We start from the raw sequence: 24,612 nt of genomic DNA on the forward strand, positions 1-24,612 counted from the left end.
TGACGACGGAGAGGACGATGAACAAGACGGTCGAGGATCTGTCGCACCGCTGGCTGAAGCGAAAGCCGGACGGTCTCACTCCTCTCGAGAGCCGCGTGCTGAAGTCGACGCTGGAACGCACCACCATCACCAGGGACACCAACAAGGCTGTCGCTTTCCACTCCACCTATGGCGATCGCGTTGCCGACACGATCGCCCGCATCGGCGGCTCATGGTCCTTCATTCTGGGCTTCATCGCCTTTCTGGTGCTGTGGACCTTCGGCAATGTCTGGCTCCTGTCTCGGAACGCCTTCGATCCCTACCCCTTCATCTTCCTCAACCTGGTGCTCTCGATGGTCGCCGCCCTGCAAGCACCGGTGATCATGATGTCGCAGAACCGCCAGACCGAGCGCGACCGCATCGACGCCGCCCATGACTACGAGGTCAACCTGAAGGCCGAGATCGAGATCATGGCGCTGCATGAGAAGCTCGACGAACTGCGCCACAGTGAGCTCATCGGCATGCGCGACGAGATCCTGCGCATGGCCGAGCAGATCAGGCGGATCGACGAGAAACTGACGGCGCGGTCGGCGGGCTGATGACCGACGCCATCCATCGTCTCATCGAGCAATACGGGCTGATCGCGGTCTTCCTCGGCTGCGTCGCCGAAGGCGAAAGCGCCGCCATCCTCGGCGGCTTCTTCGCCCACCAGCACATATTCGTGCTCTGGCAAGCTTTCCTGGCCGCGTTTCTCGGCGCCTTCGCCGGCGACACGGCTTTCTTCACCCTCGGCCGCAGCTTTGCCGACCATCCCTATGTCGTCAGGCTTCGCAGGCGGCCGGGTTTTCGCCGCGCCTACCGGCTGCTCAACACCCATCCCAACATCTTCGTGCTGACGAACCGCTACGTCTACGGAATGCGCCTTGTCGGCGGCATCGCGGCAGGGCTGTCGACCGTGTCGGTGCCGCGCTTCGTCATCCTGAACGCCATCTCGTCGGCGGTCTGGGCAACCCTCTTCGCCACGCTCGGCTATGTCTTCGGACTGGGGGCGGAGCGCATCGTCGGCCAGGCATTTGCCCGCCATGAGCGCCTGCTCGTAGCCCTTGCCGTCGGCATCGCTGTGGCCGTCCTCGCCGGGCTGATCGCGCACCACTTTGCCGGAAGGGAGCGCGCAAAGGACGCAAAAGAGGATCGGGCCGGATCCTAAGCTATCGGACTCCGTGCCTCCCGGTCAGATCGGCGCGCCGATGATGCGCTCGATGATGGCAATGCCCCAGACGCCGCCAGCGATCACGATCGAGATCAGCACCGCCAGCGAGCCGCAGTCCTTGGCGAGCTGGATGTCGATGTGGAACTCGCGGGAGATCGCGTCGCACGCCGCCTCGATGCCCGTGTTGAGCACCTCGACCAGGATCATCAGCAGAACCGCGCCGATCAGCAAGGCGTAGCCGCGCCAGGATACCGAGATGAACCAGCCGGCCGGCAGAGCGAGCGCAAGCAGCATCAACTCCTGCTGGAACGCCTTTTCGTGAGCAGCCAGCTTGCGGAAAGCCCGCACGGAATTGATGAAAGCGTCGATCAGCCGCTGCATGCCAGCCCCGTTTCGAATCACCATGAGGGGATATCGCAACAGCCGGATCAAGGGAATAAGGCAGGCGGCCCAAAAGTCACTCGTCCGCGACCTTTATCGACGGCGTCGACTTCTCGAACTGCGGCAGTCCGTCGTCGATTGCATAATAGTCGCCCTTGTCGCCGACGAAGATGTGGCTTTCGGCCGAAAGCCCGGTCGGCTTGTCGAACGAGCCGGCCATGATGGAGATCGTGTCGAGTTCGTTGTGCTTCCAGAACAGCACCGAGCCGCAGCTGCGGCAAAAGCCGCGTTTCGCAATGTCGGACGCGCCGTACCACGTAAGCGCGTCGGCCCCCTCGATGTCGATGTCGGCGTCCCTCGAAGAGGTCGCGGCAACGAAATGGCCGGTTTGCTTGCGGCACTGCGAGCAGTGGCAATAGACCACCCCGCGCAACGCTCCTCTCGTCGTGAAGCGCACCGCTCCGCACAGGCACGATCCACTGTGATTTTCGCGCATCCCGGTCTCCTTCAACGCCATTCACCTCGATCGCGCCGCCCAAGATTCCAGTTTTGCGGCTGTCCGGCGCAGGCAAATGCGACACCGGAGCGGCGCGTTTCAAAAGCTGCGCCTGCATTGCGATGCAACCTGGAGCAGCAATGACAGTCAGGAAACGCCCGCCATTAAGGAAACTTTAGCGCAGCTGCATTTATGGTTCCTGCAAGCGGGGCGTGTTGGGGACGCGCCCTAGCATCGCAATTCCGATTCGATCCCCGTCTTGGCGGCTCCCGGCGGTGGCAGGTCTCCGGTCGCACACTGAAGGGGTAGTGAACAGACTATGCAGCCGGCAGCCGTCCCGAGCGACAGACATGGCGACATCGCCAGCACCGTTGTGGCGACCATGCGCCAGCTCGGCGTGCTCGGCCTGCCGCGCAACTACGAAATCTTCTATGAAGCGCTGAGCGGCAGCAATCACGAGCTCAGCCTTGCCGTGGTCTCATTGAGCAACCGGCCGACGCAAGAGGATATCGATCGCATCGGGCGCACCTTCTTCCCGCAGCACCACGGGCCTGCGATCGTCGAACACGCCCGCGAGGTGGTCGCCAAGGAGCTTGAGGACATCGCCGCGCTGCTGCGCAGTGAGCGCAGCCATGTCGAAAAGTACGGCCGCATCCTCGACGAGACGTCGAGCGGCCTGAGCAATCGCAGCCTGCTTTCCCAGGATCTGCTGCAAAAGATCGCCGGCGCGATGTCCGCCGCCACCAGCTCGACGCTGGATCACAACCGCCAGATCGCGAGCACGCTCAGCGAAAAGACGGCCGAGCTTGAGAGCGTCAAATCGAAGTTGGAGGAATACAAGCGGCTCGCCAATACCGACCCGCTGACGCAGATCTGGAATCGTCGCGCCTTCGACAAGGAAATCACGCGCATCTACAACAGCAACCGCGGTATCCTCTTCAACGCGCTCATCCTTGCCGACATCGACCGCTTCAAGGACATCAACGACCGTTACGGTCATCCGGTCGGCGACAAGATCATACAAATCGTCGCCGAGATCTTCCAATCGAGCGTCCGCGCCGACATGTTCGTGGCGCGCACCGGCGGCGAGGAGTTCGCGCTGATCGTCGAAGGCGCCAGCGAGGACACCACCTATGAAATCGCCGAGCGCGTCCGCGTGCTGATCGAACAGACGCCCTTCACAAGCAGCCAGACCGGGATGAACTATGGCACGGTGACTGTCTCGATGGGCATTTGCATGGCTTCCGAGGCCGACACCCCCGAAGATCTCTACACCAAGGCCGACCGCGCGCTCTACCGCTCCAAGATCAGCGGCCGCAACCGCGTCACCAGGCATTCCAGCATGGCCGGCCGTGCCGGCAAGGGCTGGCTGCTCTACAAGAAGGACTGAGGGCCCTCATTGGCTACGCCCTTTCCAAATGAATTTCTGTGGACTATATTTTCCAGGGAAATGAAAGGGTCCGCTCATGCAACGTCCAGTCGCTGCCGCGACGGCGGCGGAAAATGCCGTCATCACCAAGGCCACGCTGCGCGCGGCCGACCTGCTCGAGATCACGGCGAGAACGCTTGCTCTGGTCATCGGCGTCTCTGAGGCGACGGTTTCGCGCATGCGCAAGCAGGAATTCCTGCTCGAGCGCGGCACCAAGCCGTTCGAGCTTGCGGTGCTGTTCGTGCGGCTGTTCCGCTCGCTCGACGCCATCGTCGGCGGCGACGAGAACGTCGCCCGGGCGTGGCTGAAGAACCCGAACACGGCGCTCGACGGCACGCCGCTCGAAAAAATCCTGACCATTGCCGGACTTGTCGATGTCATTGCCTACCTGGACTCCCGACGCGCTCTCGTCTGAGGCCGTCAGGCTGGAAGGCAAATATTGGCGCATGGTCGAGGCGCAGCATCGCGTCTCGACGCTGAAGCTCGTCGACACGCTCGACGAGCAGGGCCTGCTTGAAGACCTCATCGAGGAAAGCAAGCCGCGGATCCCGCTGGAATGCCGCCATCTTCACTATCTTCTGGCGACGCCCTTCCGCTACGGCTCGATTTATCCGTACGGCTCGCGCTTCCGCCGCGCCGGCAAGACCAAGGGCGTCTACTACGCCGCCGAGACGGTGCTGACGGCAGTGGCGGAAATGGCCTTCTACCGCTTGCTGTTCTTTGCTGAATCGCCGCAGACGCAATGGCCGAACGACGCGGCCGAATATACCGCCTTTGCCGCGGCGATCAGATGCGAGAAGGCCGTCGACCTCACGCGGCCGCCGCTCGACCGCGACGAGAAGGCGTGGACGGATCCGACCGACTATGCCGCCTGCCAGGCCATCGCCGACGTGGCGCGCGAAGCCGGGGTGCAGGCCATCCGCTACCGCTCGGCGCGCGATCCGAGGGGCGCCAACATCGCGCTCTTGACGTGCAGCGGTTTTGCCAAGGCCAAGCCGCTGGAACCTCATACCTGGCGCATCCGCATCGGCTCGTTCGGCGTCCAGGCAATCTGCGAATTTCCGGACAGGCGGCTGGAATTCTCAAGGACGAGCTTCGTCGATCCGAGGCTGGCGAACATGCGCTGGGAGCGCGGGCGCTAGTTAAGCCAAAATGTTGACCGCACGCGCGGCGACCAGCGCGATCGTCAGCAGCGAGATCATTGCCTCGACCATCATCAGGAGCTTGGCGCGCTGAGTGAGCGGCAATGTGTCGGTCGGCGAGAACGCCGTCGCATTGGTGAAGGCCAGGAACACGTAATCGACAAAGCCGGGCAGCCAGTCACGGATCTCGCGATCGGACAGCGTCATCTGCGGGAACAGGAAATCGGCATGCGCGCGCTTGACCAGGCCGCACGTCGGCGGGCCGCCGCGATCGGTGCTCCAGAACCACAGCGCGAAGACGATGACGTTGGTGACCCAGATGTTCAACGCATCGACAAGCAGCGTCGTGCCGGCGCCGGCATGGCCTTGCAGCAACTTCTGGACCAGGAAGACCAGCGAACCGCAATTCATGATGCTGATGACGCCGGTCATGACCAAGGCGGTGCGGCGGATGAAGACGCGAAACCGGCCGATCGCATACCAATGCTCGTGGTCGACGGCCTTCTGAGTCGCCATTTGCGTCCAGGCCGTTGCGATCGACAAAGGCACGAGCAGCGCCGCCTCGATTACGGGCGCGAGCCAGCGCGGACCGAACGACAGGTCGTTGATGACGAGAAGCTGCAGGCAGATGACGACAAGCACCGCCGCCCGCGCCGACCAGAAGTCGACCGCGCGGTGATGAACGATGGCATGCTCGTGGCGCATGGTGGACCTGTGTCGTGTGCGCGGTTTTGAGACCGCGGGCGACACCTCCACCTCAATCTTGGTCTTGCGATGGTCGCAGAACTATAAATTTTCGTAAGGTTTCGGCGGCCGATGCCTCGCGGGATCGGTCCAAACGAAAAGAGCGTCGGATTTTGTCCGACGCCCCGGTTCGATCGCTGGCAAGCGGCTCAGGCGCTGGCGGCTTGCTTGTGCTGGATCGTATGGCTTTTCTTGAGCAGGTCCGAGACCAGGAAGGCCAACTCGATCGCCTGGTCGGCATTGAGGCGCGGATCGCAATGGGTGTGATAGCGGTCCTGCAAGTCTTCCGCCGTGATAGCCCGGGCGCCGCCGGTGCACTCGGTGACGTTCTTGCCGGTCATCTCGACATGGATGCCGCCCGGATGCGTGCCTTCGGCGCGGTGCACCTCGAAGAAGGTCTGCACTTCCTTCAGGATACGGTCGAACGGCCGCGTCTTGTAGCCGGCCGCCTCGATCGTGTTGCCATGCATTGGGTCGGAAGACCACACCACGTTGCGGCCTTCCTTCTTCACCGCCCGCACCAGCTTCGGCAGATGCTCGGCGACCTTGTCGGAGCCGAACCGCGCGATCAGCGTCAGCCGGCCGGGCTCATTTTCGGGGTTGAGCAGGTCGACAAGCTCCAGCAACCCGTCCGGCGTCAGCGACGGACCGCATTTCAGGCCGAGCGGATTCTTGATGCCGCGGCAATATTCGACATGCGCATGGTCGGGCTGGCGGGTGCGGTCGCCGATCCAGATCATATGGCCCGAAGTCGCGTACCAATCGCCGGAAGTCGAATCGATGCGGGTCAGCGCCTCCTCGTAGCCGAGCAGCAGCGCCTCGTGGCTGGTGTAGAAATCGGTCTCGCGCAGCGCGAAATTGGTTTCGGACGTGATGCCCACCGCGCGCATGAAGTCCATCGTCTCGGTGATGCGGTTGGCGAGCGATTCGTACTTCTCGCCCTGCGGGCTGTCGGCCACGAAGCCCAGCATCCAGCGATGCACGTTCTCGAGGCTGGCATAGCCGCCTTGCGCGAAGGCGCGCAGGAGATTGAGGGTCGCCGCCGACTGGCGATACGCCATCTCCTGCCTTGCGGGATCCGGGATGCGCGACGCGGCGTCGAACTCGATGCCGTTGATGATGTCGCCACGGTAGCTCGGCAGCGTCACGCCGGCCTTGGTCTCGCTGTCGGAGGAGCGCGGCTTGGCGAACTGGCCGGCGACGCGGCCGACCTTAACCACCGGCTGCGCGCCGGCGAAGGTGAGCACCACCGACATCTGCAGGAAGACGCGGAAGAAGTCGCGGATATTGTCGGCACCGTGCTCGGCAAAGCTCTCGGCACAGTCGCCGCCCTGGAGCAGGAAGGCCTCGCCGGCGGCGACTGCCGCCAGTTGCTTCTTCAGCTTGCGCGCTTCACCGGCAAACACCAGCGGCGGATAGGTGGTGAGCCGGGCTTCCGTGCCCTCCAGCGCCGCAAGGTCCGGATAAGCCGGAACCTGCTTGATCGGCTTTGCTCTCCACGAATTCGGCGACCATTTTGTCATCGCTGCACCCAAACTCTTCAGAGCAATTCCAGGAAAACCGTGAACTGTTTCCGTCCGGAATTGCGTCAAAACAAACCGGCGAGCGGCCTCGCCCGCCATTCCCGCCCCAATAGGAGGTCGCGGCTCCTTACACGAAGCCGATTTTCTATTCTAGCCGGGAATTTCAGCAGTGGCGAATGCTTGAACTGCTCGGATGCCGGGGTGAAGCCGCTAGGCGGCTTTGTCGACCAGCCGCGCCAATTGAGTCATGACAACAGCCGAGCCGGCTAGGCGCTTTTCGGCATTCGGCCAATCGCGGATGAAGACGACGCTGTGGTCGGCCCGTATCTTGGCCAGCGAGCCCTGCTCGCCGATGAATTTGACCAGTCCGACTGGATTGGGGAATTCGCGTTTGCGAAAATGGACGACGACGCCCTTGGGGCCGGCATCGAGCTTCTCCACATTGGCCCTGCGGCAGAGCGCCTTGATGAAGACGATCTTCAGGAGATGCGTCACCTCTTCGGGCAGCGGCCCGAAACGGTCGATCAGCTCGGCGCCGAAGCCGTCGATCTCCTCGGTGGTCTCCAAGTCGCCAAGGCGGCGGTAGAGTGCCATCCTGAGCTGCAGGTCCGGCACATAGCTCTCCGGGATCATCACCGCCGTGCCGACCGCGATCTGCGGCGACCAGCCGCCATCCAGCACTTCGCCGGAATCCTTCACCTCGGCCACCGCCTCCTCCAGCATCTGCTGGTAAAGCTCGAAACCGACCTCCTTGATGTGGCCTGACTGCTCCTCGCCGAGGAGATTGCCGGCGCCGCGGATGTCGAGGTCATGGCTGGCAAGTTGGAAGCCGGCGCCGAGCGTATCGAGCGACTGCAGCACCTTCAGCCGGCGCTCGGCCGTGTCGGTGAGTTTGCGGTTGGCCGGTAGCGTGAACAGCGCATAGGCGCGCACCTTCGAGCGGCCGACACGGCCGCGCAACTGGTAGAGTTGGGCCAGGCCGAACATATCGGCTCGGTGGATGATCAGCGTGTTGGCGGTCGGAATGTCGAGGCCGGATTCGACGATGGTCGTCGACAGAAGCACGTCGTACTGGCCGTCATAGAAGGCGTTCATGATGTCGTCGAGTTCACCGGCCGGCATCTGGCCGTGGGCGACCGCTACTTTCAGCTCCGGCACGGATTCCCTCAGGAAATCATGGATTTCGGCAAGATCGCTGATACGCGGCACGACATAGAAGGAATGGCCGCCGCGGTAGCGCTCGCGCAGCAGCGTCTCGCGGATGACCAGCGGATCGAAGGGCGAGATGAAGGTGCGCACCGCCATGCGGTCGACCGGTGGGGTGGCGATCAGCGACAGCTCGCGAACACCGGTCAGCGCGAGTTGCAGCGTGCGCGGGATCGGGGTCGCCGAAAGTGTCAGCACATGCACGTCGTTCTTGAGCTCCTTCAGCCGCTCCTTGTGCTTGACGCCGAAATGCTGCTCCTCGTCAATGATCAGCAGGCCGAGATTTTTGAAGGAGATCGAGCTGCCGAGCAGCGCGTGCGTCCCGACGACAATGTCGACCGTGCCGTCGGCGATGCCCTTCTTGGTCTCGGCCAGTTCCTTGGCGCCGACCAGGCGCGACGCCTGTGCGACGCGGATCGGCAGGCCGGAAAAGCGTTGCGAGAAGGTCTTGAAATGCTGCCGCGACAGCAGCGTCGTCGGCACCACGACGGCGACCTGGAACCCTTCCATCGCCGCGATGAAGGCGGCGCGCAGCGCCACTTCCGTCTTGCCGAAACCGACATCGCCGCAAACCAGCCGATCCATCGGCTTGCCGGCGCCGAGATCATCCATGACGGAATCGATCGCCGTCTGCTGGTCGTCGGTTTCCTCATAGGGAAAGCGCGCCGCGAACTCGCCATAAAGGCCGTCGGCCGGGATCATCGTGGGTGCGGCGCGCATCTGACGCTCGGCGGCGATGCGGATCAATTGCCCGGCCATGTCGAGCAGGCGCTTCTTCAGCCGCGCCTTGCGCGCCTGCCAGGCGCCGCCGCCGAGCTTGTCGAGTGGCGCTTCCGCCGAATCCGAACCGTAGCGCGACAGGAGCTCTATGTTTTCGACCGGCAGGAACAGCCGATCGTCGCCGGCATAATGGATTTCGAGGCAGTCATGCGGTGCGCCGACCGCTTCGATGATGCGCAGACCGATGAAGCGGCCGATGCCATGATCGGCATGGACGACGATGTCGCCTGACGACAGCGACGACGCTTCGGCGATGAAGTCGGAGGCACGCTTTTTGCGCTTGGAGCGGCGGATCAGCCTGTCGCCGAGAATGTCCTGTTCGGCGACGACGACCATGCCGTCGGTCTCGAAGCCGGATTCGAGCGGCAGCACGGCAAGACCCGCCTGCCCCGGCTCGAGCTTTTCGACCTCGGCAAGCGTTGCGACGGGTTTCAGGTTGCCGAGATGGTGCTCGGCCAGGATCTGGCCGAGGCGGTCGAGCGAGCCTTCGGTCCAGCCGGCGACGATGACGCGCCGGCGCGCGGCGCGCTCGTCGGCAATATGCTTCACCACCACGTCGAAGACATTGCTGTTCGGGTCGGCGCGCTCCTCGGCGAAGCTGCGGCCTTGCCACGAGCCCGCATGAAAGACTTTTTTGCCGCCGACATCGGGTGCGTCGAAGACGGTGAAATCGATGTCCTCGCGCGGCCCGAGCGAGGCTTTGAGATTCTCCGGCGAAAGATAGAGCAGATCCGGCGCCACCGGCTTGTAGGGCACGGCATCCTTCAGCGCGCCGTCGGCCTGCTTCCGCCGCGCCTCATAGTGATCGAGGATCAGCGTATGGCGCTCGGCCAGCGCCTCATGCGCGAGATGATCGAAGATGACAGGCGCGTCCGGCAGATAGTCGAACACCGTCTCCAGCCGCTCGTAGAAGAAGGGCAGCCAGTGCTCCATGCCGGCAAAGCGCCGTCCTTCGCTGACGGCTGCATAGAGCGCATCGTCGCGCGAGGGCGCGCCGAAGGCTTCGATATAGGAGCGGCGGAAGCGGCTGATCGTTTCCGGCGTCAGCGCCACCTCGCTCATCGCCTGCAGCGCCATCGACTTGCGCTGGCCGGTCGTGCGCTGGGTCGCCACGTCGAAGACGCGGATCGATTCCAGCGTATCACCGAAGAAGTCCAGCCTCAGCGCCTCGCTCCAGCCGGGCGCGAAGAGGTCGAGAATGCCGCCGCGCACCGCGAACTCGCCGACGTCGCGCACGGTCGGCACGCGCTCGAAACCGGAGTTCTCCAGTCGCGCGATCAGCACGTTCATGTCGATCTGGTTGCCGGGCTTGGCATGGAAGGTCTGCGCCTCGATCAGCTCGGCCGGCGGAATGCGCTGCAAGAGCGCGTTGGCCGTCGTGAGGATCACGGCGCGGTGCGGCTTCTTCGCCAGCGCAATGATGGCGGAGAGGGCGTCGAGCCGCCGCGCGGCGGCGTCCGCGCCCGGCGAGACGCGATCGTAAGGCAGGCAATCCCAGGCAGGCAATTCCAAAACCGGCAGGCCGGGAGCGGCAAAGGCGAGCGCATCGATGATCGCCGGCAGCCGCTGGCCGTCGCGTGCGACGAACAGCACCGGCTTGTCGGGCGCGATCTCCTGCGCCGTCCGCGCCAGCGCGAAAGCTTCGTAACCGTCGGCGACGCCATCGACGATGAACTGGCCGGCGCGGCCCTTCGGCAGGCCAATCGAGGGAATGAGGCTCATGCTTCTTTCAAAATGTCATGGTCCGGCGCGACGCCAGGATCTTCTGCAGCACCGCGCAATCGATATCGGGCGGAGCCGGGCGCTCGCCGGTGATCATCGGCAGGAATTCGGTGTCGGGGATTTCGAGAAGCTTTTCATATTGGTCGATTTCGTCGCCGGTCAAGGCGCCGATCTCGGCATCCGCAAAGGATCCCAGGATGAGATCCATCTCGCGCATGCCGCGATGCCAGGAGCGGAACAGCAGCTTGCGGCGGCGGACGTCCAGTCCCTCGCTTGATCGCTGTGTTCCGGTCATCGCGCTGCATCCCTGTTCGAAGCGGCGCATATAGCGTGGATAGAAGACGGTGTCAGCCTTTGCGCTGCCGCCGTCGCGACATAAGCTGACACGATGCGTCCTTCCATCCTCGATCCGCTGTTCGTCCCGATCACCTCGCTCGCCGGCGTCGGCCAGAAGGTCGGAACCATGATCGAACGTGTCGTGCCAGCCGATCTCGGCGACCGCGCCGCGCGCGCCGCCGATCTTCTGTTCGTGCTGCCCAACACAGTTATCGACCGCCGCAACCGGCCTGGCATCGCGCTATCGGCCGAAGGCCAGATCGTAACACTCGAGGTACGGGTCGACCGCCATCAGCCGCCGCCGCGCAGCAACAGGTCCGTGCCCTACCGGGTCTACGCCCATGACGACACCGGCGAGATCGCGTTGACCTTCTTCCATGCCCATGCCGCCTATTTGCAGAAAATGCTGCCGGAGGGCGAGCGCGTCGTGATCTCCGGCCGCATGGAATGGTTCAACGGCCGCCCGACCATGGTTCATCCCGACCATATTGCGCCGCTTGACGAGGCCGAGGGCCTGCCGCTGGTCGAGCCGGTCTATCCGCTCACCGCCGGCCTGTCCGCAAAAGTGCTGCGCCGCGCCATCGGACAGGCGCTCGGTCGCTTGCCGGAATTGCCGGAATGGCAGGACGACGCCTTCATGCGCCGCCACACCTTTCCGTCCTTCGGCGATGCGCTCACCCGCATCCACTACCCCAAGGACCCGATCGACGTGGCGGTGGAGGGTGCGGCTTGGCGGCGACTGGCCTACGACGAGTTCCTGGCAGGCCAGGTGTCGCTGGCGCTGGTGCGCGCCAGGATCCGGCGCCTTTCGGGCCGGCCGCTGGTCGGCGGTGGACGCGTTGTCGAGAAACTGCGCGCAGCCCTGCCCTACAAGCTCACCCCCAGCCAGGAATTCGCGCTCGGCGAAATCAATGCCGATCTTGCCGACCCCGAACGCATGCTGCGCCTGCTGCAGGGCGACGTCGGCTCCGGCAAGACGGTGGTCGCGCTGCTTGCCATGGGGCGCGCGGTGGAAGCCGGCGGCCAGGCGGCGCTGATGGCGCCGACCGAAATCCTGGCGCGACAGCATCTGGCGACCATCGCCCCGCTGGCGGAAAAAGCCGGCCTCGGCGTCGCCATCCTGACCGGCCGCGAGAAGGGCCGCGAACGCGCCGAAACACTGGAAGGCCTCACCAGCGGCGCGATCGACATCGTCGTCGGCACGCACGCGCTGTTCCAGGAGACGGTGACCTTCCACGACCTCGTGCTTGCCGTCGTCGACGAGCAGCACCGCTTCGGTGTCCACCAGCGTCTCGCCATCACCGCCAAAGGCGACGCGCCCGATATGCTGGTGATGACGGCGACGCCCATCCCGCGCACGCTGGTGCTCACCGCCTTCGGCGACATGGATGTCTCGAAGCTCACCGAAAAGCCGGCGGGCCGCCAGCAGATCCGCACCGTCACCTTGCCGATGGAGCGGCTGGACGAACTGGTCGGGCGCATGGTCGACGCCGTCGCCGAGGGCCAGAAGATCTATTGGATCTGTCCGCTGGTCGAGGAATCCGAGGAGATCAAGCTGATGTCGGCGGAGGATCGTTTCGCTTCGCTGAAGCCGCTCTTCGGCGACCAGATCGGCCTCGTCCATGGCCGCATGAAGGGCGCGGAGAAGGACGAGGCAATGCGCGCCTTCAAGCAGGGCGATACGCGTATCCTGATCGCCACCACCGTCATCGAAGTCGGTGTCGACGTGCCGGACGCCACGATCATGGTCATCGAGCATGCCGAACGCTTCGGCCTTGCGCAACTGCACCAGTTGCGCGGCCGGGTCGGGCGCGGCGACCGGCCGTCCTCCTGCGTGCTGCTTTACAAGGATCCGCTTGGCGAGACCGCGAAGCGCCGGCTTTCGGTCATGCGCGAGACGGAGGACGGCTTCCGCATCGCAGAGGAGGACCTGAAGCTGCGCGGCGAAGGCGAACTGCTGGGCACCCGCCAGTCCGGCACGCCAGGCTTCCAGGTCGCGCGCATCGAGTTCCATGCCGACCTGCTCGAAGCCGCCCGCGACGACGCACGGCTGATCCTGTCGCGCGACCCGGAATTGCAGTCCGAACGCGGCGAGGCGCTGCGGCTGCTGCTTTACCTGTTCGGCCGCGACGAGGCGGTGCGGCTGCTGCGCGCCGGCTGAGCAGGGCCCAGCGCCGGGTTGGCGAGCGCCCCTTCGATGTGCTCGCCGTTCAGCGTCACGAGCTTGGCCTTGACCTCCGGCGCCACCATGCCGGCCGAGACGATCAGCTTGGCGCCGTCCTCGATCGTCATGTCGAGCAGAACGATCTCGGATTTATGCACATACATCAGGAAGCCTGTGGTCGGGTTCGGCGTGCAGGGCATGAATACCGCGATCAGCGGATCGCCTTCCTGGTCGAGCTTCTGGTTGATCTCGGTTTCCTTCTCGCTGGCGACGAAGACCAGCGACCACACGCCTTTGCGCGGATATTCGACCAGCCCGACCTGGCGGAACATGTCGCCCTTGTTCGACAGCACCGTCTCGAAAATCTGCTTCAACGAGCGGTAGATGCCGCGCACCAGCGGCATGCGGCCAAGCAGCCGCTCGCCGAAATTGACGATGGCGCGGCCGACGATGTTGGCCGTCATGAAGCCGATGAACGTGATCAGCACGAGCGCCACGATCAGCCCGAAGCCGGGGACGGGAAACGGCAGGTAGGTGTCGGGATTGTAGCGGGCGGGAATGTAGGGCTTCACCCAGGAATCGACCCAGCCGATGAGCGACCAGGCGATATAGGCGGTGATCGCCAGCGGCGCGCAGACGATGAAGCCCGTCAGGAAATAATTCCTGAGCCGGGTCATGCCAGAGGTCTTCAGGGCGTCGGACATAGGATCACCGCGGCGCAGATTGCAGCGTCGAGACTAGTGAACCGCGAGCCGATTTGGAATTGCAAAGTTTTTAAAGGAACTCTTTATGAGACGCGCTCGCTGACATTGCTCGCTCTTCGTTATCGTCTTCGTACCGCGCTCAGCTGAGTTCTTGGGCGAGTCCGATGAGGAGCCCTTCAGGCCCGCGGATGTAGCAGAGCCTATATGCGTCTTTATACTGGACCACTTCGTCCACGAGCTGCGCGCCGCGTCTGCGGAGCCTTTCAAGCGTCTCGTCGATGTCGTCCACGGCGAACATCACTCGCAGGTAGCCGAAGGCGTTCACCGGGGCGTTGCGGTGGTCCGCGATGACAGGCGGCCGGAGGAAGCAGGTGAGCTCGAGCCGTCCATGGCCGTCCGGCGTGCGCATCATGGCAACCTCGACGCACTGATCGCGCAGTCCAGTGACACGTCCGGCCCATTCTCCTTCGATCGTGGCACGCCCTTCGAGCTCGAGGCCGAGCTCGCGAAAGAAATCAACCGTCGCTTCGAGGTCATCGACGACGATCCCCACGTTGTCCATCCGTTTGAGCGCCATCTATCCAATCCACAAGGTTTCGTCTGGACGGCTGCGGGGAGCGGCCGATGCGCAGCTATTCCACCGTCACCGATTTCGCGAGATTGCGCGGCTGGTCGACATCGGTGCCCATGAACACCGCGGTGAAATAGGCGAGCATCTGTACCGGCAGCGCGTAGATGATCGGCGCGATGATCTCAGGCACTTCGGGCAGGATGATGGTCTCCATTGTCTTGATGCCCGCCTGGGCCGCGCCTTTGGCATCGGTGATCAGGATGATCTTGCCGCCGCGCGCCGCGACTTCCTGCATGTTCGAAACCGTTTTTTCGAAGATGCGGTCATGCGGCGCGATCACGATAACCGGCATGTTCTCGTCGATCAGCGCGATCGGTCCGTGCTTCAGCTCGCCGCCGGCATAGCCTTCGGCGTGGATGTAGGAGATTTCCTTGAGCTTGAGTGCCCCTTCCATGGCTAAAGGAAAATTGGTGTCGCGGCCGAGATAGAGCACGTCCTTGTAGCGCGAAAGCTCGCGGGAGATGCGTTCGATCTGCTCGTCGAGCTTCAGCACCTGGGTGGCAAAGCGCGGCGCCTCGGAAAGCTCGCGCACCAGCCGCTTCTCCTCATCGCGCGAGATCGCACCGCGCGCCACGCCGGCCCGCACTGCGAGCGAGGCCAGCACCGAGAGCTGGCAGGTGAAGGCCTTGGTCGAGGCGACGCCGATCTCCGGCCCGGCAAGCGTCGGCAGCACGACATCGGATTCGCGCGCCATGGTCGATTCGCGCACATTGACGACCGCGCCGATCTTCATGCCGGCCTGGCGGCAGTAGCGCAGGGAAGCCAGCGTGTCGGCGGTCTCGCCCGACTGGGAGATGAAGAAGGCCGCGTCGTTGGCCGACAACGGCATCTCGCGGTAACGGAATTCGGAGGCGACATCGATGTCGACCGGCAGTCGCGCATAGCGCTCGAACCAATATTTGCTGATTAGCCCGGCCAGATAGGCGGTGCCGCAGGCCGAGAGCGCCAACCGGCCGATCCTGGCGAAGTCGAAGGGCAGCTCGAGCGGCCTCGACACGCCGGAGACGAAATCGACATAGTGCGCCAGGGTGTGCGAGATCACCTCCGGCTGCTCATGGATTTCCTTTTCCATGAAATGGCGGCGGTTGCCCTTGTCGACCATGAAGCTGGTCGACAGCGACTGCTGGCGCTTGCGGTCGACCTTGTTGCCGTCGGTGTCATAGATGGTGACGCTGTTGCGACGCACTTCCGCCCAGTCGCCATCTTCCAGATAGGTGACTGCGTTGGTGAAAGGCGCCAGCGCGATCGCGTCCGAGCCCAAAAACATCTCGCCGTCGCCATGGCCTACGGCAAGCGGCGGGCCGTTGCGGGCGCCGACGATCAGATCCTCGTCGCCCTTGAACATGATCGCCAGCGCAAACGCGCCCGAGAGCCGCTTCAGCGCCTGGTGCGCTGCCTGGACCGGCTTCAGCCCTTTGGCGAGCTCCCGCGCCACCAGATGCGCGACCACCTCGGTGTCCGTCTGCGAGGCGAACTTGTAACCATCGCGGGAGAGCTCGTCGCGCAACTCGGCGAAGTTCTCGATGATGCCGTTATGGACGATCGCGACGCCTTCCGAAAAATGCGGATGCGCATTGGTCTCGTTCGGCACGCCATGCGTCGCCCAGCGGGTGTGGCCGATGCCGATCGTGCCCTCCAGCGGGTCTTCCTTGAGCCGGCGTTCCAGATTGATCAGCTTGCCTTCGGCGCGACGGCGGCCGAGCGTGCCATTCTCGATAGTGGCGACGCCGGCCGAGTCATAGCCGCGATATTCGAGCCGCTTCAGCGCATCGACGATCAGCGGCGCGACCTGTGAATGGCCGACAATTCCAACGATACCGCACATGCGCTGCCCCCGATTCCCTGCGGAAACCCAGCGCTATCTACGGATTGCCGGCCTGCCGCGAAAGTCACTTTGCGTTTCGTTCCGCATCAGCGGGAACTGTTCTTGCACCGATGCACCATGCAGACTGCCCTTGCAATCGGGTTACTGCGTTCGTTCAGCTTTTCGCGGGTTTACCGCTCGGGTTTCCCACATGGCAAGAACTAGTTGCGATGCGTCGATTGACTACTCGGCCGCCTTCTTCTTGGCCGCGGCCGCCGACGCGAAGCGCTCGCGCAATTCCTTGCCTTTTCCGGGCAGCGTCTTCTGGCGGGCGCGGCCGAAGGCCAGCGCATCGTCGGGCACGCTTTCGGTGATCACGCTGCCCGAGGCGATGTAGCCGCCCTTGCCGATCGCGACCGGCGCCACCAGCGCAGAGTTCGAGCCGACGAAGGCGCCCTCGCCGATGTCGGTGAAGAATTTCGAAAAGCCGTCATAATTGCAGGTGATGGTGCCCGCACCGATATTGGCCCCGGCACCGACCCGCGCGTCGCCGATATAGGTCAGGTGGTTGACCTTGGCGCCTTCCTCGATCGTCGCCTGCTTGATCTCGCAGAAATTGCCGACCTTGGCCTTTTGCCTCAGATCAGCGCCCGGGCGCAGCCGCGCGAACGGCCCGACATCGCAATTGGAAGCGACGGTGGCGCCTTCGATATGGCTGAAGGCGTGGATTTTCGCGCCTGACGCGATCTTGACGCCCGGGCCGAACCAGACATTCGGCTCGACAATCGTATCGGCGCCGATCTCGGTGTCATGCGAGAAATAGACGGTTTCGGGCGCGATCAGCGTCACGCCCGCAAGCATCGCCTCGCGTCGCCGGCGCGCCTGCCAGATAGATTCCGCCTCTGCGAGCTCGGCCCGGTTGTTGATACCGAGCGCGCTTTCGAAACTCGCCCCCGTGGCCACCACATCGAGGCCCTCCGCTCCGGCGATCTCGACGATGTCGGTGAGATAGAACTCGCCCTTGGCATTGTTGTTGCCGACCTGGTCGAGCAGTCGAAGCGCATGCTTGCCCGCCACCGCCATCATCCCGGCATTGCAGAAGCCGATCTCTTTTTCCGCCTCGGAGCAGTCCTTCTCCTCGCGGATGGCGACGAGATGCCCGCCCTTTTCGATCAGCCGGCCGTAGCCTGTCGGATTGGGCGGGCGGAAGCCGATCACCGCAACGGCCGCCCCTTCCGCCAGCTTCTGCCGTGCGGCGGCCAGCGCTGCCGCATCGATCAGCGGGGTGTCGCCGAACATGACGAGGATGTCGTCGTAGCCCTTCGATATCGCTTCGCGCGCGGCAAGCACCGCATGCGCCGTGCCGAGCCGCTTCTCCTGCACGAAGGTCTCGGCTTTCGGCGCGAATTTCTGCGCCGCCTCCCGCATCTTTTCGGCACCGTGGCCGATCACCAGCGCCAGACCCGTTGCCCCGGCCGCCTCAGCGGCTTTCACCACATGCGCCACCATCGGCAGGCCGGCGATGGCGTGCAGCACCTTGGGCATCGCGCTTTTCATGCGCGTGCCCTCGCCGGCGGCGAGGATGACGGACAGGCAGGATCTCTGGCTCATAGGGCAACCGTATGAAAGGATTCAAAATCATCGCATGCTAGCAGCGGCGTGATGCTGCACCAATGCGGTTAAATTCCGGTGAGATGGTGGAGCAGATGGACTCTTGATCAGCAGATCCGCGGTTCGATCCTGTGCACCAAGTGGCAAATTACCCGAGCCGCCCGAGCGCCGGGAAAGTTTCCAGCAGCCAGTAGGATGCGCTCTGCACGCCACCGGTGAGAAAAAACACGCCGGCGACGACGAGCAGCGCGCCGATCGCTTTTTCCACACGGCCGAGATGGACGCGGAATTTGCCGAGGAAGCGCATGAAGGCGCCGGAGAACAGCGCCGCGATCAGGAAGGGGATGCCGAGCCCGAGCGAATAGGCGGCGAGCAGCAGCGCGCCCTCGCCCACCGTCTCGCGGCCGCCGGCTAAAGTCAGGATCGGCCCCAGCACCGGGCCGATGCAGGGCGTCCAGCCGAAGGCAAAGGCCAGCCCCATGACATAGGCGGCGATCATGCTGGCCGGCTTGCCCTGCGACTGGAAGCGCGCCTCGCGCGACAAAAGCGGGATGCGCAGGATGCCGAGGAAATTCAGGCCCATGATGATGATCAGCGCGCCCGCCACCATCGCCAGCGGTTCCTGCCAGACGCGCAGCAACCGGCCGATCGTCGAGGCGCCGGCGCCAAGCGCGACGAAGACGGTCGAGAAACCGAGCACGAAGGCAAGAGAGGCATAAAGCAGCGCGCCGCGTGCGCCTTCCCTTGCCGTAACGCCTCGATTGCCGCGGAAATCGTCGACCGAAACGCCGGCCATGTAGCAAAGATAGGGCGGCACCAGCGGCAGCACGCAAGGCGACAGGAACGAGATCGCCCCTGCCCCGACCGCGCTGACATAGCCGATGTCCAATGCCATTTCACGATGCCCCGGTTTTGCTGGCGCCGATATAGCGATGCCGGCGCCTTCGTGCCAATCACCATTGTGTGGCGCGTGCGTCGCTAGCCGAGGAAGAACGGCGGGCCGCTGCGCGTTCATTGGACGGGCACGCGATTGCCGCGTGCCCGTCGGCCTACCGCCCGGGCCGACACTGTCGGCGACTCCCTTCGGTAAAAACCCGATCCGTCAGTTCGCCAAAAATGTGATCTCCGCCATACACTCTAAGAGTGTATCGCTGTCGGCCAGTCCGCAAATTGGGCCCCGTCCCCTTGACCGATTGCAAAAGCACGGCCATGTGAGCGACGAAAAGAGTGGGATTTCGTCGTGCGCCGCGGAGCTCTTCCGCCGCCTCACAGCTGATAAGAGACCTCATGGACGTCGTCGTCGTCGAATCGCCGGCCAAGGCGAAGACAATCAACAAATATCTGGGCAAGAACTATAAGGTCTTGGCCTCGTTCGGCCATGTCCGCGATCTGCCAGCCAAGGACGGCTCGGTGCGCCCGGACGAGGACTTCGCCATGTCCTGGTCGGTGGACACCGCCTCCGGCAAGCGCCTCGCCGACATCGCCAAGGCGGTCAAGGACGCCGACGCCCTGATCCTCGCCACCGACCCGGATCGCGAGGGTGAGGCGATTTCCTGGCATGTGCTGGAAGTGCTGAGGCAGAAGCGCGCGCTGAAGGACAAGCCGGTCAGCCGCGTCGTCTTCAACGCCATCACCAAGGCCTCGGTGATGGAGGCCATGGCCAATCCGCGCCAGATCGATGCGCCGCTGGTGGACGCCTATCTCGCCCGCCGCGCGCTCGATTATCTCGTGGGCTTCACCCTCTCGCCGGTGCTGTGGCGCAAGCTGCCAGGCGCCCGTTCCGCCGGACGCGTACAGTCGGTGGCGCTGCGGCTGGTCTGCGACCGGGAATCCGAGATCGAGCGCTTCATCCGCGAGGAATACTGGCAGATCGCCGCCATCCTCAACACGCCGCGTAACCATAGTTTCGAGGCGCGGCTCACCGCCTATGCCGGCAAGAAACTGCAGAAGCTCGACATCGCCGACAAGGCCCAGGCCGACGACATCAAGGCTATGCTCGAAGGAGCGACCTTCAAGGCGCTGTCGGTCGAAGCCAAGCCCACCAAGCGCAATCCGGGTCCGCCCTTCACCACCTCGACGCTGCAGCAGGCCGCCTCCTCGCGGCTCGGCTTCTCGGCCAACCGCACCATGCAGGTGGCGCAGAAGCTCTATGAAGGCATGGACGTCGGCGGCGAGACCGCCGGCCTCATCACCTATATGCGCACCGACGGCGTGCAGATGGCGCCGGAGGCGATCACCGCGGCGCGCGATGCCATCGCCAGCGAGTTTGGCGCGAAATATCTGCCCGAAAACCCACGCTATTATTCGGTCAAGGCCAAGAACGCACAGGAAGCGCATGAGGCGATCCGCCCGACCGATTTCAAGCGCACGCCGGCTTCCGTTCGGCAATATCTCGATGCCGACCAGGCGCGCCTCTATGAGCTGATCTGGAAGCGCGCGATCGCCAGCCAGATGCAGCCGGCCGAAATCGAGCGCACCACGGTTGAGATCGAGGCGGTCAACGACGGCCGCACCGCCGAGCTTCGCGCGGTCGGATCGGTCGTCCGCTTCGACGGCTTCATTGCCGCCTACACCGACCAGAAGGAGGAGGACGCGGAGGATGAGGAAAGCCGCCGCCTGCCCGAGATCCGCGCCGGCGAACCGCTTGCCCGCGAGGCGATCAACGCCACCCAGCACACGACCGAGCCGCCGCCGCGCTATTCCGAGGCGTCGCTGATCAAGAAGCTGGAAGAGCTCGGCATCGGCAGACCGTCGACCTACACGGCGATCCTGAAGACGCTCGAGGACCGCGACTACGTCGCCATCGACCGGCGCAAGTTGGTGCCGCAGGCCAAGGGCCGGCTGCTCTCGGCCTTTCTCGAAAGCTTCTTCGAGCGCTATGTCGAATATGACTTCACCGCCTCGCTCGAGGAAAAGCTCGACGAGATCTCCGACGGCAAGCTCGCCTGGAAGGACGTGCTGCGCGATTTCTGGAAGGATTTTTCCGGCGCCGTTGACGACATCAAGGAGCTGCGCGTCTCAGACGTGCTCGATGCGCTCAACGACGAGTTGGCCCCGCTGGTTTTCCCGGCGCGGGAAGACGGCTCCAACCCGCGCATCTGCCCCAAATGCGGAACCGGCAATCTGTCGCTGAAGCTCGGCAAGTTCGGCGCCTTCGTCGGCTGCTCGAACTATCCGGAATGCTCCTATACCCGCCAGCTTGGCGACGCCGCCAATCCCAACGGCGAGAACGGCAACGGCGAGGACGGCGTCAAGCTGCTCGGCAAGGATCCGTACACCGCCGAGGAGATCACGCTCAGGAGCGGCCGCTTCGGCCCCTATATCCAGCGCGGCGAAGGCAAGGACGCCAAGCGATCGAGCCTGCCCAAGGGCTGGACCGCCGAGTCGATCGACCATGAGAAGGCGCTGGCGCTGCTGGCATTGCCGCGCGATGTCGGTAAGCATCCGGAAACCGGCAAGATGATCTCGGCCGGTCTTGGGCGTTACGGGCCCTTCGTGCTGCACGACGGCACCTACGCCAATCTCGAAAGCATCGAGGACGTGTTCTCGATCGGCCTGAACCGCGCCGTATCGGTGATTGCCGAGAAGCAGCAGAAGGGCAAGGGCGGCCGCAACGGGAGCACCCCGGCTGCGTTGAAGGAACTGGGCGAGCATCCCGACGGCGGCGGCAAAATCGTCGTGCGCGACGGCCGCTACGGACCCTATGTCAATTACGGCAAGGTCAACGCGACGCTGCCGAAGGGCAAGGATCCACAATCCGTCACGATGGAAGAGGCAATTGCCCTGATTGCCGAGAAGGAAGCCAAGGGCGGAGGCGGCAAGAAGCCGTTCCGCAGGGCGGCAAAGAAAGGATAGCACGACGTGGCGCGCAGGATCTCCGGAAGAAGTCACGGCGATCCGCGCAGCGCCGACACCAGGGCCAAGGTGGTCAAGGACGACTACCGGCCCTCGCGCGACGAAATCCTGCGCTACATCGCCGAGAACCCCGACCGCTCCGGCAAACGCGACATCGCCAAGGCTTTCGCACTGCGGGGCGAAGACCGCATCTGGCTCAAGGATCTGCTGCGCGACCTGCAGGATGAGGGCTTGCTGACCAGGAACCGCAAGCGGCTCACCCGCGCCGGCGCCCTGCGCCATGTCGCCGTGCTCGACATTTTCGGCCGCGATAACGATGGTGTGCTTCTGGCGCATCCGACCGAATACACCGGCCCAGGCTCGCCGCCCGTGATCGCCATCCGAATTTCGCGCGGCGCCAGCGGCCCGGTTCCGGGCATCGGCGCCCGCGTGCTGGCCAAGACCTTCCCGACCGACGATCCCTCCGGCCCCGCCTATACCGGGCGGGTGATGAAGATTTTCGAGAAGCGCAGCGAAGCCGTGCTCGGCGTCTTCCGCGTGCTGAAGGACGGCACCTTCCGCATCGAGCCGGTGGAACGCCGCCAGCCCGAGTTGATCGTCGACAAGGAATTCCAGAACGGCGCCAAAAACGGCGATCTGGTCGAGGTCGAGGCGGCGCGCGCTTCGCGCTACGGCCTGCCGCGGGCCAAGGTGCTGGCGGTGCTCGGCTCGCTGACCAGCGAGAAGGCGGTCTCGATGATCGCGATCCACGCCCACGACATCCCCCATATCTTTCCGGCCGATGTGATCGTCGAAGCCGACGCCGTGAAGCCGGTGGCGCTTGCCGAGCGCGAGGACTGGCGCGATCTGCCGCTGGTCACCATCGATCCGGCCGACGCCAAGGACCATGACGACGCGGTGTTCGCCACGCCCGATACGGATGAGAAGAATCCCGGCGGCGTCATCGTCACCGTGGCAATCGCCGATGTCGCGGCCTATGTCCGCTACGGCACGCCGCTCGACCGCGAGGCGCTGAAGCGCGGCAATTCGGTCTATTTCCCGGATCGCGTCGTGCCGATGCTGCCCGAGCGCATCTCCAACGATCTTTGCTCGCTGCGCGAAGGCGAGGACCGTCCGGCGATCGCCGTGCGGATGACCTTTTCGGCGGAAGGCCGCAAGCTCAGGCACTCCTTCCACCGCATCATGATGAAATCAGCGGCCAAGCTCGCCTATCCGCAGGCGCAGGCGGCGATCGACGGCGTGCCCGACGACAGGACCGGGCCGATCCTCGATCGGGTTCTCAGGCCGCTGTGGGACGCCTATGCCGTGCTCAAACGCGGCCGCGACAGCCGCCAGCCGCTCGAACTGGAGCTGCCGGAACGCAAGATCCTGCTCAAGCCCGACGGCACCGTCGACCGGGTCGTCGTGCCGGAGCGCCTCGACGCCCACAAGCTGATCGAGGAGTTCATGATCCAGGCCAATGTCGCGGCCGCGGAGACGCTTGAAGGCAAGAAAGAGCCGCTCGTCTACCGCATCCACGACGCGCCGTCGCTGGCGAAACAGGAATCGCTGCGCGAGTTCCTGCACACGCTTGGCCTGTCGCTGGCGCGCGGCGCGCAGATGCGGCCCGGGCAGTTCAACGGCATTCTGGAGCGGGTGCGCGGCGCCGACAACGAGGCGCTGGTCAATGAAGTGGTGCTGCGCTCACAGAGCCAGGCGGAATACTCGCCGAAGAACATCGGCCATTTCGGTCTCAACCTGAGACGTTACGCGCATTTCACCTCGCCGATCCGGCGCTATGCGGATCTCATCGTGCATCGCGGATTGATTGCTGCGCTCGGCCTCGGTCCCGGCGGCCTGACGCAGCAGGACGCGGATCGCCTGGAGGAGGTCGGCGCGCTGATCTCGGCCACCGAACGCCGCGCCATGGCGGCCGAACGCGACACGGTCGACCGGCTGATCGCGGCCTATCTGGCCGAGCGCATCAACGACACCTTCGACGCGCGCATCTCCGGCGTCACCAAGGCGGGACTCTTTGTCCAATTGCCGCAGTATGGCGCGGATGGTTTCATCCCGGTGTCAAGTTTGAACGGCGATTACTATATCTACGATGAAACCGCTCGATCGCTGTTCGGAGAGCGCACCGGCAAGGGCTATCAGCTAGCCGACCGCGTCGAAGTGCGGCTGCTCGAGGTTGCGCCGATGGCGGGCGCGATGCGTTTCGAGATGCTGAGCGACCCGAAGCCGCTGCAAGGCTCGCGACGGTCGTTCCACAAGGCCAAGAGCCGCGCCCGCGCGTCGCAGTCGCGCGTGGGGCCCCGCGGCAGGAGAAGATGATGTCGAAGGGCATGGAAGAACAGGTTTTCGGCGGCGAGCACCATTCGGGTCGCGTCGCGCGCCCGCTGTGGACGGCAATCAAGCGCGGCATGCTTGGCCGCTGCCCGCATTGCGGCGAAGGCAAGCTGTTCGGCGCCTTCACCAAGCCCGTCGACAAATGCGGCGTCTGCGGCGAGGAGCTTCATCACCATCGCGCCGACGACCTTCCCGCCTATCTGGTGATCGTCATCGTCGGCCACATTGTGGTTGGTGCCTTCATGACCGTGGAGGCCACGACCACGCTTTCGACCTGGCAGCACGCGCTGATCTGGGTGCCGCTGACCATTATTCTGGCCCTCGCGCTGTTGCAGCCGGTCAAAGGCGCCGTCATCGGCCTGCAATGGGCGCTCTATATGCACGGCTTCGGCGGCGAGAAGGACGAGTTTGAGCCGCATTCCTAAGCCTGGAGCGGTTCTGCCCTTGATAGAAACAACGCCCATCTCCGAGCACTTGAATTCCAGATCAAAAACCGCTGCGCGCTTTTCCTGGAACTGCTCCGGCAGCGACGTTTGGTCCGGGGCTGGTGCAAAGGCCCGAACA

General features: G+C 64.3%; 20 protein-coding genes. 9 read left to right on the plus strand and 11 right to left on the minus strand.

The features are described 5' to 3' along the window. Positions 1-17 precede the first annotated feature (17 nt). Positions 18-578: a DUF1003 domain-containing protein gene (locus tag CK220_RS08620; protein WP_095811098.1), complete on the plus strand. Its 561-nt coding sequence runs from the start codon at positions 18-20 to the stop codon at positions 576-578. Further along, positions 578-1,186, plus strand: coding sequence for a DedA family protein (locus CK220_RS08625; RefSeq protein WP_095811099.1), 609 nt, complete (start codon positions 578-580; stop codon positions 1,184-1,186). The genes CK220_RS08620 and CK220_RS08625 overlap by 1 nt, the downstream gene beginning before the upstream one ends. Before the next feature lie 24 nt (positions 1,187-1,210). Here CK220_RS08625 and CK220_RS08630 read toward each other — a convergent pair whose 3' ends face one another. Further along, the gene (locus CK220_RS08630) at positions 1,211-1,570 is read right to left on the minus strand and encodes a diacylglycerol kinase (RefSeq protein ID WP_067328170.1); all 360 of its coding nucleotides are present in this window, start codon (positions 1,568-1,570) and stop codon (positions 1,211-1,213) included. A 76-nt stretch (positions 1,571-1,646) separates the two neighbouring features. After that, on the minus strand, positions 1,647-2,066 hold the full coding sequence (locus CK220_RS08635) for a GFA family protein (protein ID WP_095811184.1): 420 nt from the start codon (positions 2,064-2,066) through the stop codon (positions 1,647-1,649). 319 nt (positions 2,067-2,385) lie between these two features. Between CK220_RS08635 and CK220_RS08640 the strand changes: the two genes are divergently transcribed. The 3 genes from CK220_RS08640 (at position 2,386) to CK220_RS08650 (ending at position 4,637) form a co-directional block, all read left to right on the plus strand. Continuing rightward, positions 2,386-3,456, plus strand: coding sequence for a diguanylate cyclase (locus CK220_RS08640; RefSeq protein ID WP_095811100.1), 1,071 nt, complete (start codon positions 2,386-2,388; stop codon positions 3,454-3,456). Between the two features lie 76 nt (positions 3,457-3,532). After that, positions 3,533-3,910, plus strand: a complete 378-nt coding sequence (locus tag CK220_RS08645) for an antitoxin Xre/MbcA/ParS toxin-binding domain-containing protein (protein WP_095811101.1) — start codon at positions 3,533-3,535, stop codon at positions 3,908-3,910. Then, positions 3,870-4,637, plus strand: a complete 768-nt coding sequence (locus CK220_RS08650; RefSeq protein ID WP_095811102.1) for an RES family NAD+ phosphorylase — start codon at positions 3,870-3,872, stop codon at positions 4,635-4,637. The genes CK220_RS08645 and CK220_RS08650 overlap by 41 nt, the downstream gene beginning before the upstream one ends. Here the strand turns inward: CK220_RS08650 and CK220_RS08655 are convergent, their stop codons facing one another. From CK220_RS08655 to CK220_RS08670, 4 genes are all read right to left on the minus strand, one after another. After that, on the minus strand, positions 4,638-5,342 hold the full coding sequence (locus tag CK220_RS08655) for a hypothetical protein (protein WP_095811103.1): 705 nt from the start codon (positions 5,340-5,342) through the stop codon (positions 4,638-4,640). A 188-nt stretch (positions 5,343-5,530) separates the two neighbouring features. Continuing rightward, a complete protein-coding gene (locus CK220_RS08660) occupies positions 5,531-6,904 on the minus strand; it encodes a 3-deoxy-7-phosphoheptulonate synthase class II (protein ID WP_095811104.1) in 1,374 nt (457 codons plus the stop codon). Between the two features lie 210 nt (positions 6,905-7,114). Next, on the minus strand, positions 7,115-10,612 hold the full coding sequence (gene mfd, locus CK220_RS08665; protein WP_095811105.1) for a transcription-repair coupling factor: 3,498 nt from the start codon (positions 10,610-10,612) through the stop codon (positions 7,115-7,117). Between the two features lie 7 nt (positions 10,613-10,619). Beyond that, complete coding sequence (locus tag CK220_RS08670) at positions 10,620-10,907, minus strand: succinate dehydrogenase assembly factor 2 (protein WP_095811185.1); 288 nt, start codon at positions 10,905-10,907, stop codon at positions 10,620-10,622. 93 nt (positions 10,908-11,000) lie between these two features. On the opposite strand from CK220_RS08670, the gene recG reads away from it, so the two are divergent. After that, positions 11,001-13,109 (plus strand): ATP-dependent DNA helicase RecG, encoded by a 2,109-nt coding sequence (gene recG, locus CK220_RS08675; protein WP_095811106.1) that lies wholly within the window; start codon positions 11,001-11,003, stop codon positions 13,107-13,109. Here recG and CK220_RS08680 read toward each other — a convergent pair. The 5 genes from CK220_RS08680 to CK220_RS08700 form a co-directional block, all read right to left on the minus strand. Beyond that, on the minus strand, positions 13,061-13,816 hold the full coding sequence (locus CK220_RS08680; protein ID WP_095811107.1) for a DUF502 domain-containing protein: 756 nt from the start codon (positions 13,814-13,816) through the stop codon (positions 13,061-13,063). The two genes, recG and CK220_RS08680, sit on opposite strands and share 49 nt — an antisense overlap. Before the next feature lie 139 nt (positions 13,817-13,955). Beyond that, a complete protein-coding gene (locus CK220_RS08685) occupies positions 13,956-14,393 on the minus strand; it encodes a VOC family protein (RefSeq protein ID WP_095811108.1) in 438 nt (145 codons plus the stop codon). 55 nt (positions 14,394-14,448) lie between these two features. Further along, complete coding sequence (gene glmS / locus CK220_RS08690) at positions 14,449-16,272, minus strand: glutamine--fructose-6-phosphate transaminase (isomerizing) (protein ID WP_095811109.1); 1,824 nt, start codon at positions 16,270-16,272, stop codon at positions 14,449-14,451. 222 nt (positions 16,273-16,494) lie between these two features. Next, positions 16,495-17,862, minus strand: a complete 1,368-nt coding sequence (gene glmU / locus CK220_RS08695) for a bifunctional UDP-N-acetylglucosamine diphosphorylase/glucosamine-1-phosphate N-acetyltransferase GlmU (protein ID WP_095811110.1) — start codon at positions 17,860-17,862, stop codon at positions 16,495-16,497. A gap of 148 nt (positions 17,863-18,010) precedes the next feature. After that, positions 18,011-18,757 (minus strand): cytochrome c biogenesis CcdA family protein, encoded by a 747-nt coding sequence (locus CK220_RS08700; RefSeq protein ID WP_095811111.1) that lies wholly within the window; start codon positions 18,755-18,757, stop codon positions 18,011-18,013. Between the two features lie 392 nt (positions 18,758-19,149). Here CK220_RS08700 and topA point away from each other — a divergent pair, with 392 nt between their 5' ends. From topA to CK220_RS08715, 3 genes are read left to right on the plus strand one after another with little or no spacing between them, the layout of a single operon-like run. Continuing rightward, positions 19,150-21,717, plus strand: coding sequence for a type I DNA topoisomerase (topA, locus tag CK220_RS08705; RefSeq protein ID WP_095811112.1), 2,568 nt, complete (start codon positions 19,150-19,152; stop codon positions 21,715-21,717). A gap of 6 nt (positions 21,718-21,723) precedes the next feature. Continuing rightward, positions 21,724-24,033 (plus strand): ribonuclease R, encoded by a 2,310-nt coding sequence (gene rnr, locus CK220_RS08710; RefSeq protein ID WP_095811113.1) that lies wholly within the window; start codon positions 21,724-21,726, stop codon positions 24,031-24,033. Continuing rightward, the gene (locus CK220_RS08715; RefSeq protein ID WP_095811186.1) at positions 24,033-24,473 is read left to right on the plus strand and encodes a DUF983 domain-containing protein; all 441 of its coding nucleotides are present in this window, start codon (positions 24,033-24,035) and stop codon (positions 24,471-24,473) included. The genes rnr and CK220_RS08715 overlap by 1 nt, the downstream gene beginning before the upstream one ends. Positions 24,474-24,612: the final 139 nt, after the last annotated feature.

This window comes from Mesorhizobium sp. WSM3860 (assembly GCF_002294995.1).
Lineage (GTDB): Bacteria > Pseudomonadota > Alphaproteobacteria > Rhizobiales > Rhizobiaceae > Mesorhizobium.

Bases quoted from the DNA above. Each gene is read 5' to 3' on its own strand.
- glmU (WP_095811110.1), bottom strand. From the start codon at position 17,862: ATGAGCCAGAGATCCTGCCTGTCCGTCATCCTCGCCGCCGGCGAGGGC.
- CK220_RS08650 (WP_095811102.1), top strand. From the start codon at position 3,870: ATGTCATTGCCTACCTGGACTCCCGACGCGCTCTCGTCTGAGGCCGTC.
- CK220_RS08685 (WP_095811108.1), bottom strand. From the start codon at position 14,393: ATGGCGCTCAAACGGATGGACAACGTGGGGATCGTCGTCGATGACCTC.
- recG (WP_095811106.1), top strand. From the start codon at position 11,001: ATGCGTCCTTCCATCCTCGATCCGCTGTTCGTCCCGATCACCTCGCTC.
- CK220_RS08620 (WP_095811098.1), top strand. From the start codon at position 18: ATGAACAAGACGGTCGAGGATCTGTCGCACCGCTGGCTGAAGCGAAAG.
- CK220_RS08660 (WP_095811104.1), bottom strand. From the start codon at position 6,904: ATGACAAAATGGTCGCCGAATTCGTGGAGAGCAAAGCCGATCAAGCAG.
- CK220_RS08625 (WP_095811099.1), top strand. From the start codon at position 578: ATGACCGACGCCATCCATCGTCTCATCGAGCAATACGGGCTGATCGCG.
- mfd (WP_095811105.1), bottom strand. From the start codon at position 10,612: ATGAGCCTCATTCCCTCGATTGGCCTGCCGAAGGGCCGCGCCGGCCAG.
- CK220_RS08700 (WP_095811111.1), bottom strand. From the start codon at position 18,757: ATGGCATTGGACATCGGCTATGTCAGCGCGGTCGGGGCAGGGGCGATC.
- CK220_RS08655 (WP_095811103.1), bottom strand. From the start codon at position 5,342: ATGCGCCACGAGCATGCCATCGTTCATCACCGCGCGGTCGACTTCTGG.
- CK220_RS08715 (WP_095811186.1), top strand. From the start codon at position 24,033: ATGTCGAAGGGCATGGAAGAACAGGTTTTCGGCGGCGAGCACCATTCG.
- CK220_RS08670 (WP_095811185.1), bottom strand. From the start codon at position 10,907: ATGACCGGAACACAGCGATCAAGCGAGGGACTGGACGTCCGCCGCCGC.
- CK220_RS08640 (WP_095811100.1), top strand. From the start codon at position 2,386: ATGCAGCCGGCAGCCGTCCCGAGCGACAGACATGGCGACATCGCCAGC.
- CK220_RS08680 (WP_095811107.1), bottom strand. From the start codon at position 13,816: ATGTCCGACGCCCTGAAGACCTCTGGCATGACCCGGCTCAGGAATTAT.
- topA (WP_095811112.1), top strand. From the start codon at position 19,150: ATGGACGTCGTCGTCGTCGAATCGCCGGCCAAGGCGAAGACAATCAAC.
- glmS (WP_095811109.1), bottom strand. From the start codon at position 16,272: ATGTGCGGTATCGTTGGAATTGTCGGCCATTCACAGGTCGCGCCGCTG.
- CK220_RS08635 (WP_095811184.1), bottom strand. From the start codon at position 2,066: ATGCGCGAAAATCACAGTGGATCGTGCCTGTGCGGAGCGGTGCGCTTC.
- CK220_RS08645 (WP_095811101.1), top strand. From the start codon at position 3,533: ATGCAACGTCCAGTCGCTGCCGCGACGGCGGCGGAAAATGCCGTCATC.
- CK220_RS08630 (WP_067328170.1), bottom strand. From the start codon at position 1,570: ATGCAGCGGCTGATCGACGCTTTCATCAATTCCGTGCGGGCTTTCCGC.